Origin of the sequence: Mucilaginibacter sp. (assembly GCF_036568825.1) — a bacterium.
Taxonomy (GTDB): Bacteria; Bacteroidota; Bacteroidia; order Sphingobacteriales; family Sphingobacteriaceae; genus Mucilaginibacter.
This window is the reverse complement of the sequence record NZ_DATCRU010000007.1, coordinates 162,436-182,929: the sequence shown is the minus strand read 5'-3', so window position 1 is coordinate 182,929 and position 20,494 is coordinate 162,436. Positions and strand designations below refer to the sequence as shown.

Genomic DNA, 20,494 nt, shown 5'->3' with positions numbered 1-20,494 from the left:
GGCACCGTCTGCCAATACATCTTCCAACCCCAAGCTTTTGAATTTATACAACTGGTAATATGCTGCATGACGGTTCAGAAAATGCCTTATTGCCTCCAGTTCCTGGCGGTAATAATCCATCCATTCAAAGCGGTCACCTATGGGCCTGTTGCAAACCAACCAGATCAGTTCGTAATAATAAAACTCCAATGCCCGGAAGCCGGGGAGCACCTGTTCTGCGTATTGGCGTTCTTCCGTTTCACTTTCGAATGGATGAGCTGCTATATAGGTATCCAAGTCGGCCAATGAATGCCTGACAAACTTGAGACAAGTTTTGAACTGCCGTGTAGGGTTGTCCGGTGCCGGCTGCGTTTCTTTCAGTCGTGTGGTCAATTCCTCGTATAATGGTTCTGCAAAATCTTTTATCATAGAGTAATCATGTTCTCTTACGAAAAGCGCTCCGCCAGTACAGCGGGAACGCTATCAAACTAAACTTAAACTAATGAAAACGCCGCTGCACCCGCGGCGCTTCGATTTAATTAACTATATTACTGACCTTATAAAGAACGCATTTGTGCAATTAGTCACTTTTCCTTTTTATGTTTAAATGGATATTTCTTTTTTTCTTTATAGTAATCTCTTGCCAGCCATAAGGCAACCCCAATGAGAAACAAGAAAGAAATTCCTAGTCCGGCGTAAAAAGTCGTATTCATATTTCTTATTCATTCGCCATACATCAGCCTTTTGGTAAAGTACTGCGGGTAGGCTTCATATCCTTGGCCCAAAAAGAACCGGTGCGCCTGGGTACGCCATTCTGCGCAATGCACCTGTATTCGCTCGCATTTCCTTTTCCTGGCCAGATCAGTAATGTATATTTCCAGTGCCCGGGCAATACCCTGTTCTTTGACCTGCTCATCCACGGAAAGATAACTGATGACCAGCAGTCTGCCATCAAAAGCCAGTTGCGGCAAAACGTGTATTACCGCGAAACCAGTCACCTCATCCTTATCATCGCAAACCAAAACTTCATGATGGATACCATCAAACAAATTCGTTAACTGCTCTACCAAAAGGCTGTTACTCGTTTTGTAACCCAACTTTTGCATTAGCAGTTTAATGAACGGCGCATCGTGATATGAAGCTTTACGAATCATTTTATTTTGTTTCAGGTAAAATTGCTATTGAAGACTTTTTTCCGGTAACAGCACAAACCGGATAAAATTATTATCGTTTAAATACATTGAAGCTAACTCCTTTACCGCCAGCGAAGTAACACTATCCCGTATGCTCACATAGTTTTTTATCTGCCCTAAATTCTCGCAATTTTGAAGTTGTCCTGTTAGATAAGAAAGCCAAAAACCATTGGTTTGCAGATCGGTTTCCATGGCGGTTTTATCCTCTATCCGCCACTTATCAAGGTCGGACTGTAAAGGGCCAGTAAGCCGGATTTTGGTTAACTCGTCAGTGGCGGCGGCGATCAATTTATCGACATTGCCCGGCGCACAGCCAAACTGGATGTACAAGCTAAAGCGGGGCTGAGGATATTTAGAGGTACTGATAAATACACCCGGGCTGTAAACGCCGCTTTCCTGTTCCCTTAAGCGCTGAATCAAACGTATTTGCAGCGTTTCTTTTAAAGCCTGGAAAGCCACCTCGTAATGCGCATCAAAATCATATTTCCCTGAATAAACTAGCAAGACATTTGCCCGGGCAGCCGTTCCTTTGTTGATTACCTTATTTATCCTACCCGCCGGTATATGTATGCCGAGATCACGGGCCTGTTCGTGTATTTTGGCAGCCGGTAAACTGCCGAGATATTTTTCCAATAGTGGCTTGACAGTAACGGTATCGATATTGCCGACAAACGTGAATGTGAAATTGCCAGCATCAGCAAAACGTTCTTTGAAGAATGTGTATGCCTTATCCAGATTTATACGCCTTAATTTTGCAAGCGAAGGTCCGGTACGCCTGAAATTATTATCACCCAAAACTGTTGCAACCGTGTCGTTAAATACCGCGTCAGGATCGTTTGCCCGGTTGATAATACTCGCTTCAGAGCGGGCAATAATGCTTCTAAAGACAGCGGTGTCTTCCTTTGGTTCGGTGAAATACGCATACACTAACTGCAATGCAGCTTCCAGGTCTTTTGTACTGGCCGACCCGCTTATACCCTGATATCGCTCATTGATAAAGGGTTTAACACCAACTTTTTTGCCTGCAAAATATTTCCCCAACTGCGTAAAATTATAATTGCCTGCCCCACCCGCCGGGATAACAGTGGCGGCATTGACAACGGATTGATAATCACTATCGCTGGCAAGGGAAGTACCTCCGGGCGCAAAGCCGATAAAGCTGATCTCATCCGCCCGGAAAGCTGTTGGTTTTAAAAATACTTTTAACCCATTGCTAAGCGTAAAGCCGGTGACCCCTATGCTGTCTAAACGCGTCTCGCTTTTTACGTGACCCGGCAAAGGCAAAGCCGCCAGTAACGGCTTATCAGCCAGTTCGTCACGGTAAGGTGCAAGCTTTTCACGCCGGACATCGGCCATCCAGTTTTCCACCTGTGTTCGTGTGGGCATTGATGGCAGATCCCTTGCAGGCGCCTGTATCAATATATCCCGGTCGCTGTCTTTGATATATCGTCCCGCAACCCCGTTGACGTCAGCCAGCGTAATGCCAGGCAATAATTCACGGCTCAAACGATACTCGGTTTCAATCCCCGGCGCCACGCTATGCTTTAAAAAATACAGCTGGTAAGCGCGGGCATAATCCGCAGAAGGCGTTTTATCCTTTTCATTTAAGGCATCTTCCATGCGACTCATGTATACCGATTTTGCTCTGATTAATTCGCCCGGTGTAAAACCGTAACGTTTTACACTTTCGGTTAACTGCCATGACGCCTTAAAGCCTCGCTCCAATTCACCTGGCCTGGCGACCATTTTTACGGTATAACTGTCCAGATTACCCATGAAATCGTCTATCGAAGCGCTGGCCTGCACAAACGGTGGGTCAACCTGGCGTGCAGCTTCCGCATAACGATCCCTGAGCATCTGGTTAAATAAAATACGGATGATAGACTTGCGATAATCGCCAGTAGTTCTAACGATCAATTTCGGATGCTTGATAATGACCTGCGCCTTGGTGACCGTCTCTTCAGGATCAGTAACCGTCATGAACTGATTCCTGCCGCTCAAAGCGATCTTATAATCCGGTCGAGGCCGTTCATGTACCGGATTTTTCAGGTCTGAAAACTGGTTTCGTACCACCTTTTCCAGGCTATCAGCATTCACATCGCCAACGATAATCAATGCCTGCAGGTCAGGCCGATACCAATCTTGATAAAAGCGTCGCAAAGTAACTGGCTGGAAATGCTTAATTACCGTGTCCAGTCCGATAGGTACCCGAGCAGCATAGCGGGAATGATTCATCAGCATCGGCCAATACTGCTTTTCCATGCGGTCGCCGGCACCCTTGCGCAAGCGCTCTTCCTCCAGGACCACCCCACGTTCCTTGTCCATTTTAACAGGGTCAAGCGTTGCATACTGGCACCAGTCATGCATGACCAGCAAGCCTTTAGCCAGCATTCCCGGTTTGTCCACAGGGATTGGCAATTGGTAAACCGTCTCGTCAAACCCCGTGTAAGCATTGATATCCGCCCCGAACTGCAAACCTGACCGTTGCAGGAAGTCAACCAATTCACCGCCTGGAAAATTTCTCGTGCCGTTGAAATTCATGTGTTCCATAAAATGAGCTAAACCCCGCTGATCGTCATCCTCCAGCAATGCCCCCACATTATTCACCAGGTACATAAACGCCCTGTGCTTGGGCTCCTCGTTATGCCTTATGAAGTACGTAAAACCATTGGCGAGTTTTCCAGTCCTTATCATGGGGTCAAGCTTTAACTTGACAGTTTGGGCACTTGTTTGGACGCACAGCATGCATGCGGCAACAATAATTATCAGCTTATTAAAAGCCATTTCTAAATTCATAACTTTTTATTTTTATCCTACATAATAGGCAAAGGCATAGCCTGACTTGCCTAAGAAAGCCTTAATTTTTCTAATAAAACCAAGCTTATTTCACCGGAATACTAAAATCCACATCCTCCGGCGGAAGACACTGGTGATCATTACAAACCATAAAATTGACGTGCCCTTTGACAACGGTTACAGGTGAATTCATCAGAAGCTTCTGTTGAAAAATGACGGATTTTTCGAAATATTTCACTTTTATACCGAACACCTTCTCAAACCTAACGATTGGAGTCGGCTCGATAACATCCCCAACCATTTTGTACCGATCGCTTTGTACAAAGTTAAATGAAGTCTTTTGAGGACCGCCTCTAGGCTGATGAACTGAATAAATATGCCATCCTTTTTCAATAATGGCTTTAATGAATATCGTCGCTCGCTTATCTCCAGTTTTTTTAGCTCCATAAGACCATTTTACAGGATGTAATATCTGTGCCGAACAACTTGCCGTCTTGACGAGAAACAACACTAATACTAAAATTATATTCCTCATAACGTTTATTTAAATATGTGTGGCTAATTCAGAATATCATTTCGTTTTCTAAGTGCCACGTCGATTATTCGAACCAATTCATCTGAAGATTTACGAAGATTATCGGCGCTATAAATTTCGCCATTTCCACCAATCAGCATTTGCCGAGGCATTGACGTAATATTATATTCTCGAAAAACCGGATCTAGCAAGCCTACTAAAGAATGCAAATTAATTACATTAGGTAAGCTTGGAGAAGTATATATATCTTTGGCCACGCTATTAAGCCACAAAGCGGAATCCTTATCTGGACTTATCGTCACAAAAACAACCCGCGGATCATTTTTATAATGTTCTTCCAACTTTGATAAAACATTCTGATAAAAATCAATACAACCTCCACAACCTGTAAACCAAAAATCTATAAAAACGAGTTTTCCCTTAAAATCGCTAAGCCGCATTGTTTTTCCGTTCATGTCATTTAACGAAAAATCGTAAGCGGTAACACCCTCCCGATTAGTATCATATGTGCTTTTTAACAAATTCAAAAGCGGAGGGCTCTTAACTATAGAAAGCGCATCCTTAATACATAATTCCTTCTGCAAGTTGCCATATTGCCCACCATAATCTTCGATCAGATAGGTAGCAACTAATTGATCCCTCAAAGCGCCAGTGTACTTGTTTTTGAGAATTTCATACGGGTTATTTTTCAATTTAGAATCTACTATCGATTTTAATATTAAATATTTGACAAGTTCTCTGGAATTAGTATATTGAAATAAAAGCTTGGGTTGGTCAATAAAATGAGTGTTATAATAACTAATAATTGTCTTATTTGGCTCGCTTCCGCAATTACTAGGCGTCAGGTTATTAATTTCCTGGGCAAACGGTCGATAAAAATTAGATAATTTTTCATAGTACCAACTGTACAGCAAATCAGTTCTTAACCAACGAAATTCATTACGTCGTAACTTGGACTCTATGGCTGATAAAAGATGTAACTGCAAGTGATATAAAGAATCTGCCACCATGTTGCTCAATGCAATTGATTGAAATTGTTGTCCATCGGTTAAAGCAGCTATTTTGAGCTTTTCGTTTAACTGGAGCCCCTCATAGTACCTAAAAATATCCGAAGCCTGCTTTTTAATTTTGTTCGAATTGAAAGCAAAGCTATATTTTGATGCGCCGGTTCCTTTGAAATCTATGCATCCGTTGACTATATCTACGTTCATAAATATATTATCGCCTGGACAAGCAAAGAAATTATCAAGAAACATCCCTTGCTCAATTCCCTGGCCATAATTTAAAATCCCTTCTTTTCTCTTTCTACTGCCAATAGTTATATAAACTGCTTTATATAGACCGGGAATGACAAAGCGGAATCTGCCGTTTTTGCTCTTACAAATTAATTCTTTCGTAGTTGGTAAAAGTTCATTGCCCGAAAGAAGATTAGGATTAAACAATAAGTACACAGTGCTATCTGCCTCCGTTCGGTTTAACAAGTTGCCTGTGATAATAATATTATCTGGATGTTTCTGAGCATTGACTGTATTCGAAGTTATTAACAGACAGAAAAGGAATATATTTATTAAATATTTTTTCATATATAATTTTTTACGTTCAGTAACTGCGGGCTTACCTCGGATTTTGCTGTATACCACTTAAAGCAATTTCGTCAGGTGGAATTGGTAATACATACAGAGGACTGTTAGGCGATAGTGTATATTTTTTGCCATTTAACATACGATTAATGGTAATATTGTACCCCTCTTTATTTAGACGTCTCAAATCCGACCATCTAGTACCGCGAAAAATCAATTCTTTTCTTCTTTCAACTAAGATTTGATTCAGCGCATCTTCTGGAGAACTTGCAGTAGAAGCCATAAAAGTTGACGAATTATATCGATTTTTTAGTAATGTATTTAAATCTGCCATTGCATCAGAAATACTTCCAGTTCTGGCGGATGCTTCCGCCCGAATTAAATAAATCTCATCAGTTGCAATTCCTTTAAAAGTTGATGTATTTGCAGTATACCCGGGTCGCAGATTAATCTGGTCAGGACCGTTATACCTAAAGAAGAAAGTTTTTCTTAAATCATTTGAGGAATATAAACTATAAAGCGCAGTGTCCACAGTATATCCTTGGTCACCAAAACGATCGCTTAACAATAATTCAAACAAAATGCTTGCTTGATTTGAAACTCCATTTTGATATAATATTTCAGCGTTTGTATTCGAAAAAGGAATTGTAAGATTAGGAGTAACAGGGTTGGGATATTGATTGTAATCCAAAAGGGTTCCGTGAATTTTTAGACAACTATCCGCATACTTGCGTGCATCCGTATAATCATGCATGTTCAAAAAGGTCTTTGCTAATAAACCGTATGCCGCTGCTTTAGAGGGACGTCCAGGGTTATTGAGTGTTACATCACTGGGTAGATATAACACGCTTATCTTCAGATCAGATATTATTTGATCATATGTTGCCTGAACTGAAGATCTTTTATCGATAATATTTATATCGGAACTTAGCCGAATAGGAAGTCCTAGATCTGTTTTGGAAGTGTTTGAATCATATGGCGGAATAAACACTTGAGAAAGATTGAATAGGGCATTAGCTCTCATAAAGTGAGCACTGCCTTTAACATTATTCCATTGTTGACTATTGTTACCAGTTTTAGCAATTCCTTCAAGACCCTCCAATGCGACATTGGAATAAAATATTTGTTGATATGGATCATCCCAATCAATGATTTTGGTAGCTCCTTTATATATATCGCTAGCCCATATATAACCATTATATTCTTTTGGGTTTATAGAAATTGCTTGCCACGCTGAAAATGAAAGGTCATATTCGTCCGCAGAAACAATGTCTAAATCAGGAGACTCGAACATAACCCCATTAACCGGGTCATCACTATCTAAAATAGCCTGCAGGCTTACTAAATTGTCCGGAATATTTAAATTAGATGTTGGTTTTTGACTTAAAAACTCATCTTTCTTTTGGCAGGAAACGAATAAAATGCTAATTAATATAGCCACTTTTATTTTATATTGCAAGGATTTCATGATAAATAATAGATTTAGAAATTGATATTTAAACCTAAAGAAATAGACCTGGGCGAGGGATAACCATAGACCGCGTCGGGATCTATTCCATCTTTATTTCTCTTCCATAGAATGCACATATTGTTAGCATACACATAAAATCTAACTGATCGAAATGAAACTCCCGATATATGGAATTTATGGAAAGTATAATCTAATGTTACGTCTTTTAACCTAATTTGGTCAGCACGATCCACCAAAATTGATGAATAGTCATACACAAAATCTCTTGATGGATCAACTGGGTATCCCAAGGACGGAACAGTTGTATTTTTTTCATCGCCTGGCTGTTTCCAACGGTTAATATAGTCTTGCATGTAAAGGCTTCCGCCGGAGAACAGACTTGAATAGTTTAAGCCTTGTCTTCTGAAATAATAATCCAGTTTATATATTATATTAAACGAAAAGGAAAATTCCTTCCATTGTATGGTGTTCCGAATACTACCAAAAAACGGAGGAGTCGATGGCCCATTATATTTTAGATCCGAAAAGTTAGAAGAACTGATTATTGCCGAATAATTTTCACTAGGCTTTCCGTTTAATAAAGTTTGTGGGTTACCGCTGCCATCTAGGCCTGCCCATTCGAAACTTGAAATAGTAAATAAAGGTTTCCCTACTTGAGGATAAATTACACCAGGGTTAAGGTAAGAACTTATAGAATTTTGATTTTGGAAATATTTAGTAACAACGTCTTTCTGATAGTTAAATAAGAAGTTTGTGATCCAACTGATCGGACCTTGAATATTTTTAGAATTAATCGCAATTTCAAGTCCATGTCCTTTCATATTTGCTACATTTCCGGTAAACTGCAAAGTACCCACCTGCGGAGCAGTTGGGGTTGTACCAATTAAATCTTTACCATTTTTTATATAATAATCCAAACTCCCTGAGACCCTATCTCCAACTATCCCAAAATCTACGCCCCAATTTAATTGTTGATCTCGTTCCCATCGTAAAGATGGATTAGGTGGATTCGTTATATTGCTATATGGATAGTTATATTGATTTATTCCACCACCCAAAATCGTCGTATAAGCAGAAATTGTATTATTGACGTTCCCGTTATAGCCGTCCGTTACTCTCAACTTGAGGTAAGGAAGCCAACCAACATTGTAGAAGTTTTCTTTATCGATTTCCCAGCTAGCACCAATATGCCCCAGCGGCGTACCTTTCTGATTGGTTTTTACCCCAAATAAATTTGACTGATCCTCACGTGCACTCGCCGATAGTGTATATTTTTGACGATAGGTATAAGACAAATTGAAAAAATAAGAAAGGTAATTGTTGATAGACTTAGCATTGTTTATACCGCTAGATATATTGCTATTCCCACCGTAATAGATAGGAAATTGGGTGACGAAATCGACATTGCTGTTGGTTTGCAAATCATCATCGTAACCATAAATGTTATACCCACGCATTTGATTAACTAAGCTTTTGATCTCAATTCCACCAATCGCCGATAGCGTATGATTTCCATTCCAACCATGGCTATAATTTGTTTGCAGTCGAAAGTCGTGACTGTGATATGTATTGTTGGATAGATTTAAAATGCCTCCCAAAGGGACGTTATAGGTAACTTGGCCAGTCGAAGGATCAATAACTGAGTACTGATTGATAAGATTACGCGCAGTGTAAGACTGGAGATTGTAATCATCGTTCGTTTCAGAAACCCCTTTGCTATATTGGTACAAAGCATTGACATCTAAACCTGAGATTATTTTATATTTTAAGGCAAAATTCAAACGATAGTCTGTCAATTTATTTGTGTTGTTGGCATCGTGTAATTCGTCTAATGGACGATAATGCCAGTCCAATAAATGGCCGCTTCCAACTGTATCTACATACGCAACCCTGAGCTGATTGGGGACAGCTAAAGCGTTGCCATTAGCATCAGCCAATTTTAAATATGGTTGATTAACTACTGGCGCAGGAACACTGTTAGAATTACTCTGCGTCAGCACAATCCCGGTATTAATTTCCAATTTGTGGTTAAACGCCGAATAAGTGTTATTTGCAGTTAAGGTTAACCTATCATTTTGATTACCCACTGCATTAGACAAGTCCTTATCATAGCCTGCTGAAAAATAATACTGATTATTTTCGCCCCCTCCAGATACATTCACGTTATATTGCTGGTTGACACTTTTCTGATAGAAATATTTATTCAAGTCATTTCGTGTATCCACATTTCTTAACGTATTGATCTGCGCATCAGCTGCCGATGAGGAAATTTGCCCGCTTCTTTCCCGGTTCAGAATTTCAACGACAGGCGAAACCGCTTGATAACCTGAGCTCAACGTACCATCAAAATAACCCTGATTGAACAGGTATTTTTCAACATCGATGTAATCGCTTGAACTGATCTGCGGGGTATACCATAAGTTTGGTTTGTTTCCAACCGTAACGTTGGTATTCAATGAAGTTTTTGGTGCCTGGTTATATCTTCCTTTCTTGGTAGTGATGACAATTACGCCATTCCCGGCGAACGCACCCCAAATGGATGCTGCGGCTGCATCCTTTAACACCGTAACCGATTCCACATCATTCGGGTTGATATTATTGATATCCCCATCATAAGGAAAATTATCTACTACGATCAAAGGATTTGGATTGGAAGAAATAGTACTAACCCCGCGAATGTTGTAGTTGGCTTGACCTAATTGCTGATTTTTATTAAAAATAAGCGAACTGGTAACACCATCCAGCCTGCTGAGTATATCAGGGCTTACACTCCGGTTTAACAATTTATTATCAATATAATCAAAGGCCCCGGTTGCCCTTTCCTGCGGCAACTGCTGATAACCCGTGCTGACCACTACTTCGCTCAGCTTGCTAGAAGCTTCCTTTAACGCAATATTCTGGAATGGCAAATTGCCCTTTACCGGAATAATAACAGGTCGATAGCCAACATAAGAAACGATTAACTGATCCCCGATCTCGGCCTTAATATTAAACTCCCCATTCTCATTCGTAATAACGGCCTTAGTCGTTCCTTTTATCATTACCGTAGCGCCAATCAACGGGGTTCCAATTGAATCCGTGATCTTGCCTGAAACCGTGACAGGTACCGGCGCCAATCCTTGCTGATCATTATTATGGGAGTTATTCGTCGCTTGCTCTTTTTCCTTAATCACCACACTGTTATTCTCAATCACAAAATCCAGCGCCTGATCATGAAAAATCTTTGTTAGCACATCGCTCAGTTCTTCATTTTTCACACTGATCGTTACCGGCTTCGCATTTTTCAGCGTCGTAGTGGTAAAAGCAAAATTGTAGCCGGTCTGCGCATTAATATCATTAAAGACATTCACCAAAGGCGCATTTTTCTCATCGAGAGTGACTTTTTGAGCCAGTGCATTCGCGCTGACCTGTAAGATAGCCGTGATCATTAATAGGGTAGTAAGTTTCATGACCAGCAGTAATTTCCGGATAGAACTGCCGTCAGACAGAAATACCCGTGATTTTTTGTAAAATGTGTACATTTGTTCAATGCTTGGGTTAAGCGTCGTGCTGTCATTTTCCAGATGCGAAGCACTTCGCGGTTCACAAATAATTTAAAAATTAGGTGCACCCGGGTCATCTGCCATTCGCCGCCAGCGAATGGCTTTTTTATGCTGCGGGTGATAGATCGAGTAATCATTTATGCAATACCAAAACCCTCCTTCCTTCGATCTTAAAGTGAACGCTGTTCGTTAATTCAAGTACCCGCAGCACCTGGCTGATATTCATCGAGCGGGAAATTTTAACGTAATAGCCCTCTTTGGAAGGCCGCCCCTGGTATTGTACCTCTATGTTGTACCACCTGGCCAGTTGCCGCATAATAGTTTGGATATCCTCGCCGTTAAAGCGGAAATAGCCATTCTTCCACGAAATCACCTGTTCTACATCGGCTTTAGCGATAGTTAAGCCGGTTGACGTAATAATTGCCTGCTGGCCTGGCACCAAATTCTTGTGATTGACTCTGACAGCCCCTTCCACTAAAGTGGTGCGGCTGCCCCCTTCGTCATCATAGGTATTGACATTGAACTCCGTACCAATATCTTCAATGATCTGGTCTTTAGCCTTAATCAGCAACGGCGCGGCGGCATTATGAGCGATTGCAAAATAAGCTTCACCCGCTATCAGTTGTACCTCGTTGTTCTTCTTCCGGAAATTTTCCGGAAACCGCAATGCGGAAGCGACATTGACAATAACCTGGCTACCATCGGCTAATTGCAGATAGTAGGGCTTGCCACCTGCCGGAACCTGTAGGGTATCGAAGATCGCCACGGATTCAGCAGTCGTATTATTGCTATATCGAAGTGCATAACCAGATGTGTGAATTTTCGTATTCGCGTATCTCGCCAATAAACCCTTTTGTGTGCTATCCAACTGCAATACTTTGCCATGACCCGTTTTAAGGATAGCCTGCTTGCTAAAAGGCGTTATATCGTTTTGTACTAGTTGTTGCTTAACTAGCTTACTATGCCAAACAAAATAACTACCAACGCCCAAGAACAGGACAATGGACGCTACAGCAGCGATACGCGGCCATACCGATACTTTGCGTTCTTCCTGTATCTGCGGCAACAATGCCGTATAAAGCGCCGCTTCCTTTTGATCCAGGTCAGGCAGGGCCGGATCGATTCTGGTAACTTCCTGCCGCAATGCTTTCCCAATCAGTCCGCGCAAATCCGCTTCGTTAGCCGCATCATTAAACTGCGCCAATAATTGTTCGATCTCTGCCGAAGTGCATTCGTTGCGGATAAATCGCTCCCATAAATCTTGTTGACTTTCGTCCATGTCTCAAGCTTTTATATGTGGAATACGCTGCTCGCCGAAAATCCAATGAATCAAAAAAGGGAGATTTTCGAATTATAATACAACGTACTGATAGTCAATGAATAAATTTTCCTAAAAGATTTGTGATTTATTTTCGCTAAAATTATTAGCACTTGAAAAGTAATTGATAAATGCTTACTTTAGTGCATCCATTAGATTGGCCGGGACAATGAAGCTATTTGAAGATACAGAATTACAGTACCTGCTGGAGCGGCTCCGCAAAGGGGATGAACGTGCCTTCAGCAGCCTGTATAAAACCTGCTTCCGGCCCATCTACCGCCGTATCTTCTCGCTTGTTAAGGATGAAACCATCACTGATGAACTGGTACAAGACTTGTTTCTGAAAGTATGGCAGAAACGGGAAGATATAGGTCCCACACAATCTTTTGAAGCTTATCTGTTCACTGTCGCACAAAATCTGGTTTATGATCATTTTCGTCGCATCGCTAAAGACAAGCGGCTTGCCGCCAAATTGCTGCTGAACGCGACCGATTACTACTTGCATTCCGACCTGCTGCTGGAAACCAAGGAAAGCCGTGAACTGCTGCAAAAAGCCATTGACCAGCTATCGCCGCAACGCCGGGAAGTGTTCACCCGCTGCAAGATCGAGGGCAAAAGCTACGAAGAAACCAGCCGTGAACTCGGCATATCGGTGCCTACCGTAAACAGCCACATGACACAATCGATGAAACTGGTGCGGGAGTATCTGTTGAAAAACCATGATATGGCGGTGATGCTGCTGTTGTTTTGCTCTACGGTTTCGCATACAATCTCGGATACGGGGAATTTGCTTCATGTGTTGCGGTGATACAGAGATTGAAAAATGTGACTGTTAACTATCTATTACTCTCTCATTTGTAAAATAAATATTTGAAATCAAGTATTTTATTTATTTTTATCTATCTAATATCTAAATACTTATCGTTATGATCCCAATAAGAGTAATCGAATACCACGCTGTTAAACGAGGTATCACATTTGAGGAGTCCCAAACTATATTTTGTCGCCTGGAAGCGTTTTTAAATAATGCGTCAGAATCCTTAAAATCAGTCCCCACGGTTGAAGTGGATGAAGCATGGCACGTATTTATTTTGCATACACGGCAATATCATGAATATTGCATAGAATCATTCGGTCGGTTTATACATCATAATCCTTATCCTGTAAAGCTTTCAGACACCTGTGATACGGGTGGGCAACAGCGTGCCAATTGCGACAAAGAAGAAGAAAAGTGCGAAGCTGGATTTATTAAAAATCTTTTCGCCGATTGTGATGATGGGGATAATGGTCGGTGTGATGCCCAACTGAATGAAATTTTGACGATTAATAATCAACATGTGTGATCAGATATATCACGAAATCACCAGTACGCTTATAACCATTTGTATTAGCGTCGTAGCGTCCATAATTACACTTGGGGTAGTATTGGTGTGGAATAGGATGATAATCCCATTTATTGAAACTCTTTTATATAAAGGAATTTACATTGGTGAAAAATGGACAATCGAAATGGCTGACGATAGAACCGCCGACCAGACCACTTTGAGCGCCACGCGTAACACAGTGCTAGAAATAAAGCAAAGGGCAAATAAACTCTCCGGGAAAGCAACATCTTCCCTTATCATGGATGATGAAACAAGCGACTGCATCTTTTATAACATAGAGGGTGAAATCAAGGATCGTTTTGTTACCCTTTTCCTCAAATGTAGCACCAAAAGCCGGATGGCATATTCCACCTTTTTACTTGAAATCGTTTCAGATGGTTCCTTAATGAAAGGATATAGAACGTTTTATGGATTAAAGAGAGAACGGATCAATGCAATCGCTTGCACTCTAAAAAAGTTGCCCAATTAATTGAAAAAGGATTTTTACTTAGTTGATTTAGTTGCATTACATTGACAACGTTTGCTCCGTATTATCATATTTAACGGGCGACTTAGATACATTGTTCTTCGGTTTTTCCGGTTCATCATCCGGCTGCTGATTTTTTAATTTGCGCAAAGCCGAACGATCCAACCGCCGCTGCCGCTTATCGAGGCGTTTCTGCTGTCTGCGGCTTAGCGGCCGGCCATCCGGCCCTTTAACAGGGATATTCGCATCCCCGGGCTTGGTATCATCTTCCTGCGGCTTTAATTCCGCCAACTCATTTTTCAGCAGTTCCGCAATATCAGCCTTGATCTGTTGGTAATTCTCTGTTACGGTTTCCTCGCTGACATATTCCACCACCGGGATAGGTTTATATCCGGCTTCCTCTTTGGCTATGGCCTCGTGGTCGTTCTGAATAGAACTATGAAACATCTTCAGTTCAATCTTTTGCTCCGGGTTGTCGGCTACGATACCCACGAACTCACCGGATGAAAGCGAAGCAATCTTTGAGGCCGGTATTGCATAATCCAGTTGGGTTGCTTTGGATATTGACGTGTCGCTGCTGTTGATGGTCATGCTGTTCTTGTCCTGCATGATCTTGCCGAAATTCTCGGACAGTTTCTTTGCCGTATCGCCGGTGACCTGGCCTGAAATAATATTACCGACAATACCTGTAATCACATCTGCCTGCTCCACGCCATAATCTTTTTTTAGCTGGCTGAAGTCCTGTACCGCCAAAGTGGTCGCAACCTTATTGCTGCGGGCCGTGGCGATCAGGCTGTCGGTATTATTAAAGAAGATGGTGGGGAATTCGTCAAAGATCAGGCTGCTTTTTAACCTGTCTTTTTGATTTACCAATTTGATCATGCGCGATATATACAGCGACAATACCGCCCCATAGATTTGCAGTTTTTGCGGGTTGTTGCCCACGCAGACGATCTTCGGCTCATCAGGGTTATTCAGATCCAGCGTAAAATCGTTACCCGACAGGACATAATATAATTGCGGTGAGGCCAGTCTTGCCAAACCGATCTTGGCGCTGGCTACCTGACCTTCGAGTTGTGCTTTGGCATTATTGTTATAGGCCGAAATAAATGGATTGATCAGCGCGATGATCTCCGGCTCTTTCAGCAGCACGGCAAAAAGCTTATCATAATCGGCTTGCATCAGTTCGATCACATGGGGTAGTGTGCAGTATTTACCGTTTTCGTATTTTCGTAAATACCAGATAATCGCCGTCAAAAAGTTGATCGGGCTTTCCACAAAGAAGTCACCCTGCTTGCGTATCCATTCCCGATTCAGGCCCATCATGATCGTCCGGCTGGCCTCGGTTGCGTCGGTAATATCGCGCATACTCTGCGGGTCAAGCGGGTTGCAGCGGTGCGTCCGGTTGAGATCGTCAAAATTAATGAGGTAGAATTTAGGCCAGATCTTATAGTTGTTTTGATATTGCAGTAATTTATTATAGGCAATTACGGAAAGATCATCGAACTTAAAATCGTACAGGAACATGGAAAAGCCTTTTTTCAAATGCTGGTCGATGATATGGCGGATCACGAAATAGGATTTACCCGCGCCCGGCGTACCGGCAACGAGCAAGCCGCGAAATGGATTGATGACGTTGATCCAGCTATCCCTGACCTTATTCTTTAAGTTGTATTTCGCGGGCAGGTTGACGGAGTACTCGTTTTCCAGTTTGCGTTCTTCCTGCGGAAAGGTTTCATTTTCGGTGTTAAAGATGTCCTTATGCAGTTTGTCTTTCAGCAATCGTGTTAACCAGGCCCCGCCGGTCATCATCAGCATGTAGCCAATAGCGGTCAATACCATGTATAATACAGCAATGGTACGTAAACTGACCGGCAGGTAAAATACCAGGACGGCTATCCAGTAAACCAATAACCCACTGACCAAGTAAGCCGTTATACTTTTCCAGTTGACCTTTTCATCCGGCTTGCCGCTTACGCCTAACATCGAAATTATTAAGGCGATCAGCGCCGCCAGTTTAGGTTTCCACCAACTATTAAATAAATGCGTCCGGGCGATATTGCCCACGATGCGGTCGGTGATCGTAGCTGTCCAATGCCAGTGCGCGAATGCCTGGTAACAGCCAATATAAAAATGAATAGCCAGAATAAAAATGCTGATCAGTCGGGTAAACTCGATGATCTTGCGTAAGCTTTGGGTGTCTTCTCCTGTTTGCATGGTTCAAATATTTAGTTCTTGGTCCTGGTCGAGGCCTTTCTTTTTCTTTTTGCGTGGCGCGGCTGGAGCAATGCCCGGTTGATATTGGGCCATTGCTAGCTTTAAATACTGGACGGGCTGCTCGGGCTTTAAATGCTCCTGGTGCTGCTGTTCTTTGGTTTTTGTGATCGTCGCCTGGACTTGTTTAATTCGGTCTGTCGTGCCGAAACGCGCTTGCAAACCCTTTGCACCATAGTTTTTACCTAAGTCACTGCCGTTGAACACGGTTTTGTGACGGTGATCGATAAACGTCGCGCCATAAATAAAGCCCTTATCATTGCTGCGGAACAGTACGCTGATATTCTGCTTTTGCATTTCAGCGACAAACGATTGCCGGGTTAAACTGCTGTAATGGCTGAAGACCTGTTCGATAGTCTTTTTTAGCGGCTCTTTGTATTGCTGGCGTTTTTCCAGGTTCCGGGCAAACTTCTTTTCGAGGTTAGCTAAGGTCGGTTTGATGTAAAAGGCGCTGGCTTTGATGGGTATGCCCACCTTATTACGCTGCTTATCCAATAAAGAATAGATAAGGCCCTTTTTCTGAAACATCAGGCTATCTTCCGCACCGCGTTCGGCTATGACGTTGAACTGTTTCAGTACAGCGTTGAATTCCGCCAGCGAGATATAATGATACTGGCTCATTACCGCGCTGATCACGTTGCTCATTGCCCGCTTGGTGGGCAAGTGGCCATATAAGGCTTTTTCCGGGTCGGCGCATTTGATGCCCGGCTGTTGCTTATAGGTCTTGCTTTCGGCTACGACCAGGTTAAACTCTTTTTCAATGGCTTTTCGCGCCGATTCGGATTTATCCTGGCCGATATAATTGAGATTGATGGCTTTACCGTCCCTTTGGATGCTGGTCGTGGCGATATGAATATGCTGGTGCGCCACATCATCGTGCCGGTAAACCAGGTAGGGCTGGTCGCCGAAGCCGATCTTGTCCATGTAAGCCATCGCGATCTGCTGTATTTTACTGTTGTCCAGCTTTTCACTGGCATCAAAATTTAGCGTGATATGTAAGGCATTGGTTTTGACGGTTGGCCGTAGGAGGTTGAGATTTTCAAACCTGGCCAGTTTCTGTTTAAAATTCACTCGCTCAATATCCGCCGCAAAGCCGCTGGCTAAAATGAGCTTAGCTTCGCCTGCCGCCACCTTATGCTCGTTGTAATGCAGGATACCGCGTATGCTTTTGCCTGTCACGATTTTTGCAACCATTGTTCCGCCAGTTGGGAGATGATCTGGATTAGGCGCTCTACTTTTTCGCCAACAGTCTGATATTGCTCCGCTACCTTTAATAAATAGAAAGCCCGGTGTGTGCCTGCTTTGTCCTGGTTAAAACTGCGGGTCAACTGATTAATGTTGATGCCGATGGCTTTGAGTTCCTTACGGATCAGCGCCATTTCTTCCATCGGGCCGTTCATCGAGATGTCTTTATAAAATAGCCTGACCTTGCGGTTGGATAGGATGCGCCGTGCCACTTCACCGATACTGTTGTAATGACTTTCTTTTCGTAACTCCTCCAGCCGGTTGAATACGGTTTCGGTGACCCGGATAATGATGGGATGGCTTAATACCTCTTCGGGATTGGCGGCTTTTTTTCGTGGCATAATGAATGGCTTCTCGGTGGTTCCAGACTTTGCGAGTTCCGAGCAAAGTCCCAGGCCGCAAGGACTGGCAAAGATGTTTCCGTATACGGAAATACATCTTTGCTGCACTCTGCCGAGTGCGCGGAACTGCGTTTCAACGGTGCTGCGCACCGGGGCTTTGCTAAGGATTTATTTTATTGTTTGACGGCTACGCCGATGGTCAATTCTGACCGGAATGCGTCGCATCCGTGGGTGCTTGTTCCAGTCGGTTGAGCGGCATGAATGACCTTAATAACTGCCGGATTTTTTGACGTGGTTCCTGTCTCACCCGCCTGATCTTCAAATGCAGTTTGCCCTTGAACGAACGGTCTTGCATATTGGGAGTATGTGCTTGCTTTTTCATTTGATTAGTTTGTAAGCAAAGGTGGAAAGCCGGAAAAGCGAAACTGTACAGGTGTACTTTTTTGTTGTGAAATTGGCGGAAGATTGTGACAAAAGAGTTGGTGAAATGGATAATAAAAGGAAAGTTACACCCGAAAAAGCTGTGGAGATTATGAGGAAATCCGGCTCTGAAATCACAATTGAAGAAGCGAAAATAATGTTGGATTTCTTATATAAATTCGCTAAATTAACGCTTGAAACAGTATTAAAACGATGAAAATAGCCGATTTATATATCCGTGTGAGTACCGATGAACAAGCAGATAAAGGCTACTCCCAACGTAACCAGGAGGAGGTTCTGAGAAGGTACTGTGCGTTTCATAGTATTCAAATACGAAAGGTGATTTTTGAGGATCATTCCGCCAAAACATTTAATCGTCCGGCCTGGACAAATCTGTTAGCTGATCTTAAAAAAACCAAAGGCAGGTTTTCAGACCTGGTGCTATTTACGAAATGGGACCGCTTTAGTCGCAATGCCGGTGACGCCTATCAAATGATAAGTACGCTAAAAAATTATGGTATCGAGCCGCAGGCGATAGAACAGCCATTGGATTTATCCATTCCTGAAAATAAGCTGATGCTGGCCATATATCTTTCGACGCCGGAAGTGGAGAACGACCGCCGGGCATTAAATGTATTACATGGTATGCGTCGTGCGCGGAAGGAAGGGCGATGGATGGCATCAGCACCTGTCGGCTATAAAAATATCACGACAGAGAACGGTAAAAAGATGATCGTACCGAAAGAGCCGGAAGCTTCTATCATCAAATTCTCTTTTGAAAAGATTGCCACCGGACAATTTTCTACCGAACAAATTTGGAAGGCTGCCCGTCAAAACGGCTTGGGGTGTGGTAAAAATAATTTTTTGCTGGCGATGCGAAATCCAGTGTATTGTGGCAAAATTACGGTGCCGAAATATAAGGACGAGGAAATGCACCTGGTACAGGGGTTACATCAGCCGTTAATTTCCGAGCATCTTTTCTACGAAGTGCAGGATGTTATGGATGGGCGTAAGCGTCAGCAGGGTACAAAATTCGTTTCTTTAGACGAATTACCGTTAAGAGGTTTCCTGTTGTGCTCGAAATGCAATAGGGTGCTTACAGGCAGCGCATCGAAAGGACGTAATCAATATTATTACTATTATCACTGTTCTTCCAAATGCGGCTGCCGCTATAAAGCAGAGGAAGTTAACGATATTTTCCTGAGCGAAATCAAACGCTATGCACCTAAAGAGGGTCTGGAAGAAGTCTGCAAAGAGGTCATCTTGGATGTCTATCAACAGGAATATGAGGCTAAGGGTGATGGCCGCAAAGAATTAATCGCTCGGATAGACGAATTAACAGCACGGCAGAAAAATGCAAGAGAATTATTATTAAAGGGCGACCTGGATGGTGTTGAGTACCGGGAGATAAAGTCTGAATGCGAAACAAAAATAAATGCCTTAGAAGCCAAAATCAGTGATCTTGCTATGGACAACCATAGCATAGATGATGATTTAGATAAAGCTATTATGGCTTTGTCGTCTATCAACGGATTGGTAAGTCTGGAAGATGGAAAATTGAACCGGGAACTGGTTGGTTCGATGTACCCCGAAAAATTCACGTTTGAAAATTTACTACATCGAACCGCTCGGGTCAACGAAGTTGCTAATGTTATGTGGCAGATTAACAGCAAGTTACAAGAGAAAAAAGAAAGGGCAAGCGATGAAAAAACATGCTTGCCCGCTTGGGTGCGCCCACCTGGGCTCGAACCAGGGACCAAAAGATTATGAGTCTTCTACTCTAACCGACTGAGCTATAGGCGCTGAAATTGTTTCTAAAAATTTCGGCTGCAATATTACGGAATCACAGCCGAATTTCAAAAACGTTTTTTAGTTATACTTATAAGGGGTTAATTGTTAGGGCTGTATAATTGGTTGTAGAGGTTGAAGTGGTTGTAAAAGTTATAAAG

Annotated in this window: 17 protein-coding genes and 1 tRNA gene; 5 read left to right on the top strand and 13 right to left on the bottom strand. The window is 42.5% G+C overall.

The window, feature by feature from the left end; genetic code table 11:
• From VIM89_RS02235 to VIM89_RS02200, 8 genes are all read right to left on the bottom strand, one after another.
• The coding region (locus VIM89_RS02235; RefSeq protein ID WP_488154494.1) for a hypothetical protein at positions 1 to 408 on the bottom strand (408 nt) is incomplete at its 3' end.
• A gap of 293 nt (positions 409 to 701) precedes the next feature.
• Complete coding sequence (locus VIM89_RS02230; RefSeq protein WP_488154493.1) at positions 702 to 1,133, bottom strand: GNAT family N-acetyltransferase; 432 nt, start codon at positions 1,131 to 1,133, stop codon at positions 702 to 704.
• A 24-nt stretch (positions 1,134 to 1,157) separates the two neighbouring features.
• Positions 1,158 to 3,866: a M16 family metallopeptidase gene (locus VIM89_RS02225; RefSeq protein WP_488154492.1), complete on the bottom strand. Its 2,709-nt coding sequence runs from the start codon at positions 3,864 to 3,866 to the stop codon at positions 1,158 to 1,160.
• A 187-nt stretch (positions 3,867 to 4,053) separates the two neighbouring features.
• Positions 4,054 to 4,503, bottom strand: coding sequence for a protein-disulfide reductase DsbD domain-containing protein (locus VIM89_RS02220; protein WP_488154491.1), 450 nt, complete (start codon positions 4,501 to 4,503; stop codon positions 4,054 to 4,056).
• 23 nt (positions 4,504 to 4,526) lie between these two features.
• Positions 4,527 to 6,086 (bottom strand): TlpA family protein disulfide reductase, encoded by a 1,560-nt coding sequence (locus VIM89_RS02215; protein ID WP_488154490.1) that lies wholly within the window; start codon positions 6,084 to 6,086, stop codon positions 4,527 to 4,529.
• 31 nt (positions 6,087 to 6,117) lie between these two features.
• On the bottom strand, positions 6,118 to 7,551 hold the full coding sequence (locus VIM89_RS02210; RefSeq protein WP_488154489.1) for a RagB/SusD family nutrient uptake outer membrane protein: 1,434 nt from the start codon (positions 7,549 to 7,551) through the stop codon (positions 6,118 to 6,120).
• A gap of 14 nt (positions 7,552 to 7,565) precedes the next feature.
• Positions 7,566 to 11,075 carry a SusC/RagA family TonB-linked outer membrane protein gene (locus VIM89_RS02205; RefSeq protein ID WP_488154488.1) on the bottom strand — a complete coding sequence of 1,170 codons (3,510 nt, stop codon included), beginning with the start codon at positions 11,073 to 11,075 and terminating at the stop codon, positions 7,566 to 7,568.
• Between the two features lie 154 nt (positions 11,076 to 11,229).
• On the bottom strand, positions 11,230 to 12,375 hold the full coding sequence (locus tag VIM89_RS02200) for a FecR family protein (RefSeq protein WP_488154487.1): 1,146 nt from the start codon (positions 12,373 to 12,375) through the stop codon (positions 11,230 to 11,232).
• Between the two features lie 208 nt (positions 12,376 to 12,583).
• On the opposite strand from VIM89_RS02200, the gene VIM89_RS02195 reads away from it, so the two are divergent.
• The 3 genes from VIM89_RS02195 to VIM89_RS02185 all read left to right on the top strand — a co-directional run bounded on the left by VIM89_RS02195 (position 12,584) and on the right by VIM89_RS02185 (position 14,268).
• Positions 12,584 to 13,222 (top strand): RNA polymerase sigma factor, encoded by a 639-nt coding sequence (locus VIM89_RS02195; protein WP_488154486.1) that lies wholly within the window; start codon positions 12,584 to 12,586, stop codon positions 13,220 to 13,222.
• A 118-nt stretch (positions 13,223 to 13,340) separates the two neighbouring features.
• A complete protein-coding gene (locus VIM89_RS02190; RefSeq protein WP_488154485.1) occupies positions 13,341 to 13,757 on the top strand; it encodes a hypothetical protein in 417 nt (138 codons plus the stop codon).
• 97 nt (positions 13,758 to 13,854) lie between these two features.
• Positions 13,855 to 14,268, top strand: coding sequence for a hypothetical protein (locus tag VIM89_RS02185; protein ID WP_488154484.1), 414 nt, complete (start codon positions 13,855 to 13,857; stop codon positions 14,266 to 14,268).
• A 36-nt stretch (positions 14,269 to 14,304) separates the two neighbouring features.
• Here VIM89_RS02185 and mobC read toward each other — a convergent pair whose 3' ends face one another.
• The 4 genes from mobC to VIM89_RS02165 form a co-directional block, all read right to left on the bottom strand.
• Positions 14,305 to 16,482 (bottom strand): conjugal transfer protein MobC, encoded by a 2,178-nt coding sequence (gene mobC, locus VIM89_RS02180; RefSeq protein WP_488154483.1) that lies wholly within the window; start codon positions 16,480 to 16,482, stop codon positions 14,305 to 14,307.
• A 3-nt stretch (positions 16,483 to 16,485) separates the two neighbouring features.
• Positions 16,486 to 17,733 carry a relaxase/mobilization nuclease domain-containing protein gene (locus tag VIM89_RS02175; RefSeq protein ID WP_488154482.1) on the bottom strand — a complete coding sequence of 416 codons (1,248 nt, stop codon included), beginning with the start codon at positions 17,731 to 17,733 and terminating at the stop codon, positions 16,486 to 16,488.
• Entirely contained in the window at positions 17,715 to 18,125 is a 411-nt protein-coding gene (locus VIM89_RS02170) for a mobilization protein (RefSeq protein ID WP_488154481.1), read from the bottom strand. Before VIM89_RS02170 ends, VIM89_RS02175 begins: the two co-directional genes overlap by 19 nt.
• A gap of 199 nt (positions 18,126 to 18,324) precedes the next feature.
• Positions 18,325 to 18,507, bottom strand: coding sequence for a hypothetical protein (locus tag VIM89_RS02165; RefSeq protein ID WP_488154480.1), 183 nt, complete (start codon positions 18,505 to 18,507; stop codon positions 18,325 to 18,327).
• 21 nt (positions 18,508 to 18,528) lie between these two features.
• Between VIM89_RS02165 and VIM89_RS02160 the strand changes: the two genes are divergently transcribed.
• The gene (locus VIM89_RS02160; protein WP_488154479.1) at positions 18,529 to 18,762 is read left to right on the top strand and encodes a hypothetical protein; all 234 of its coding nucleotides are present in this window, start codon (positions 18,529 to 18,531) and stop codon (positions 18,760 to 18,762) included.
• Positions 18,759 to 20,315: a recombinase family protein gene (locus tag VIM89_RS02155; RefSeq protein WP_488154496.1), complete on the top strand. Its 1,557-nt coding sequence runs from the start codon at positions 18,759 to 18,761 to the stop codon at positions 20,313 to 20,315. The genes VIM89_RS02160 and VIM89_RS02155 overlap by 4 nt, the downstream gene beginning before the upstream one ends.
• On the opposite strand, the gene VIM89_RS02150 is transcribed toward VIM89_RS02155, so the two are convergent.
• A tRNA-Ile gene (locus VIM89_RS02150) sits at positions 20,275 to 20,348 on the bottom strand. The genes VIM89_RS02155 and VIM89_RS02150 overlap by 41 nt on opposite strands.
• Positions 20,349 to 20,494: the final 146 nt, after the last annotated feature.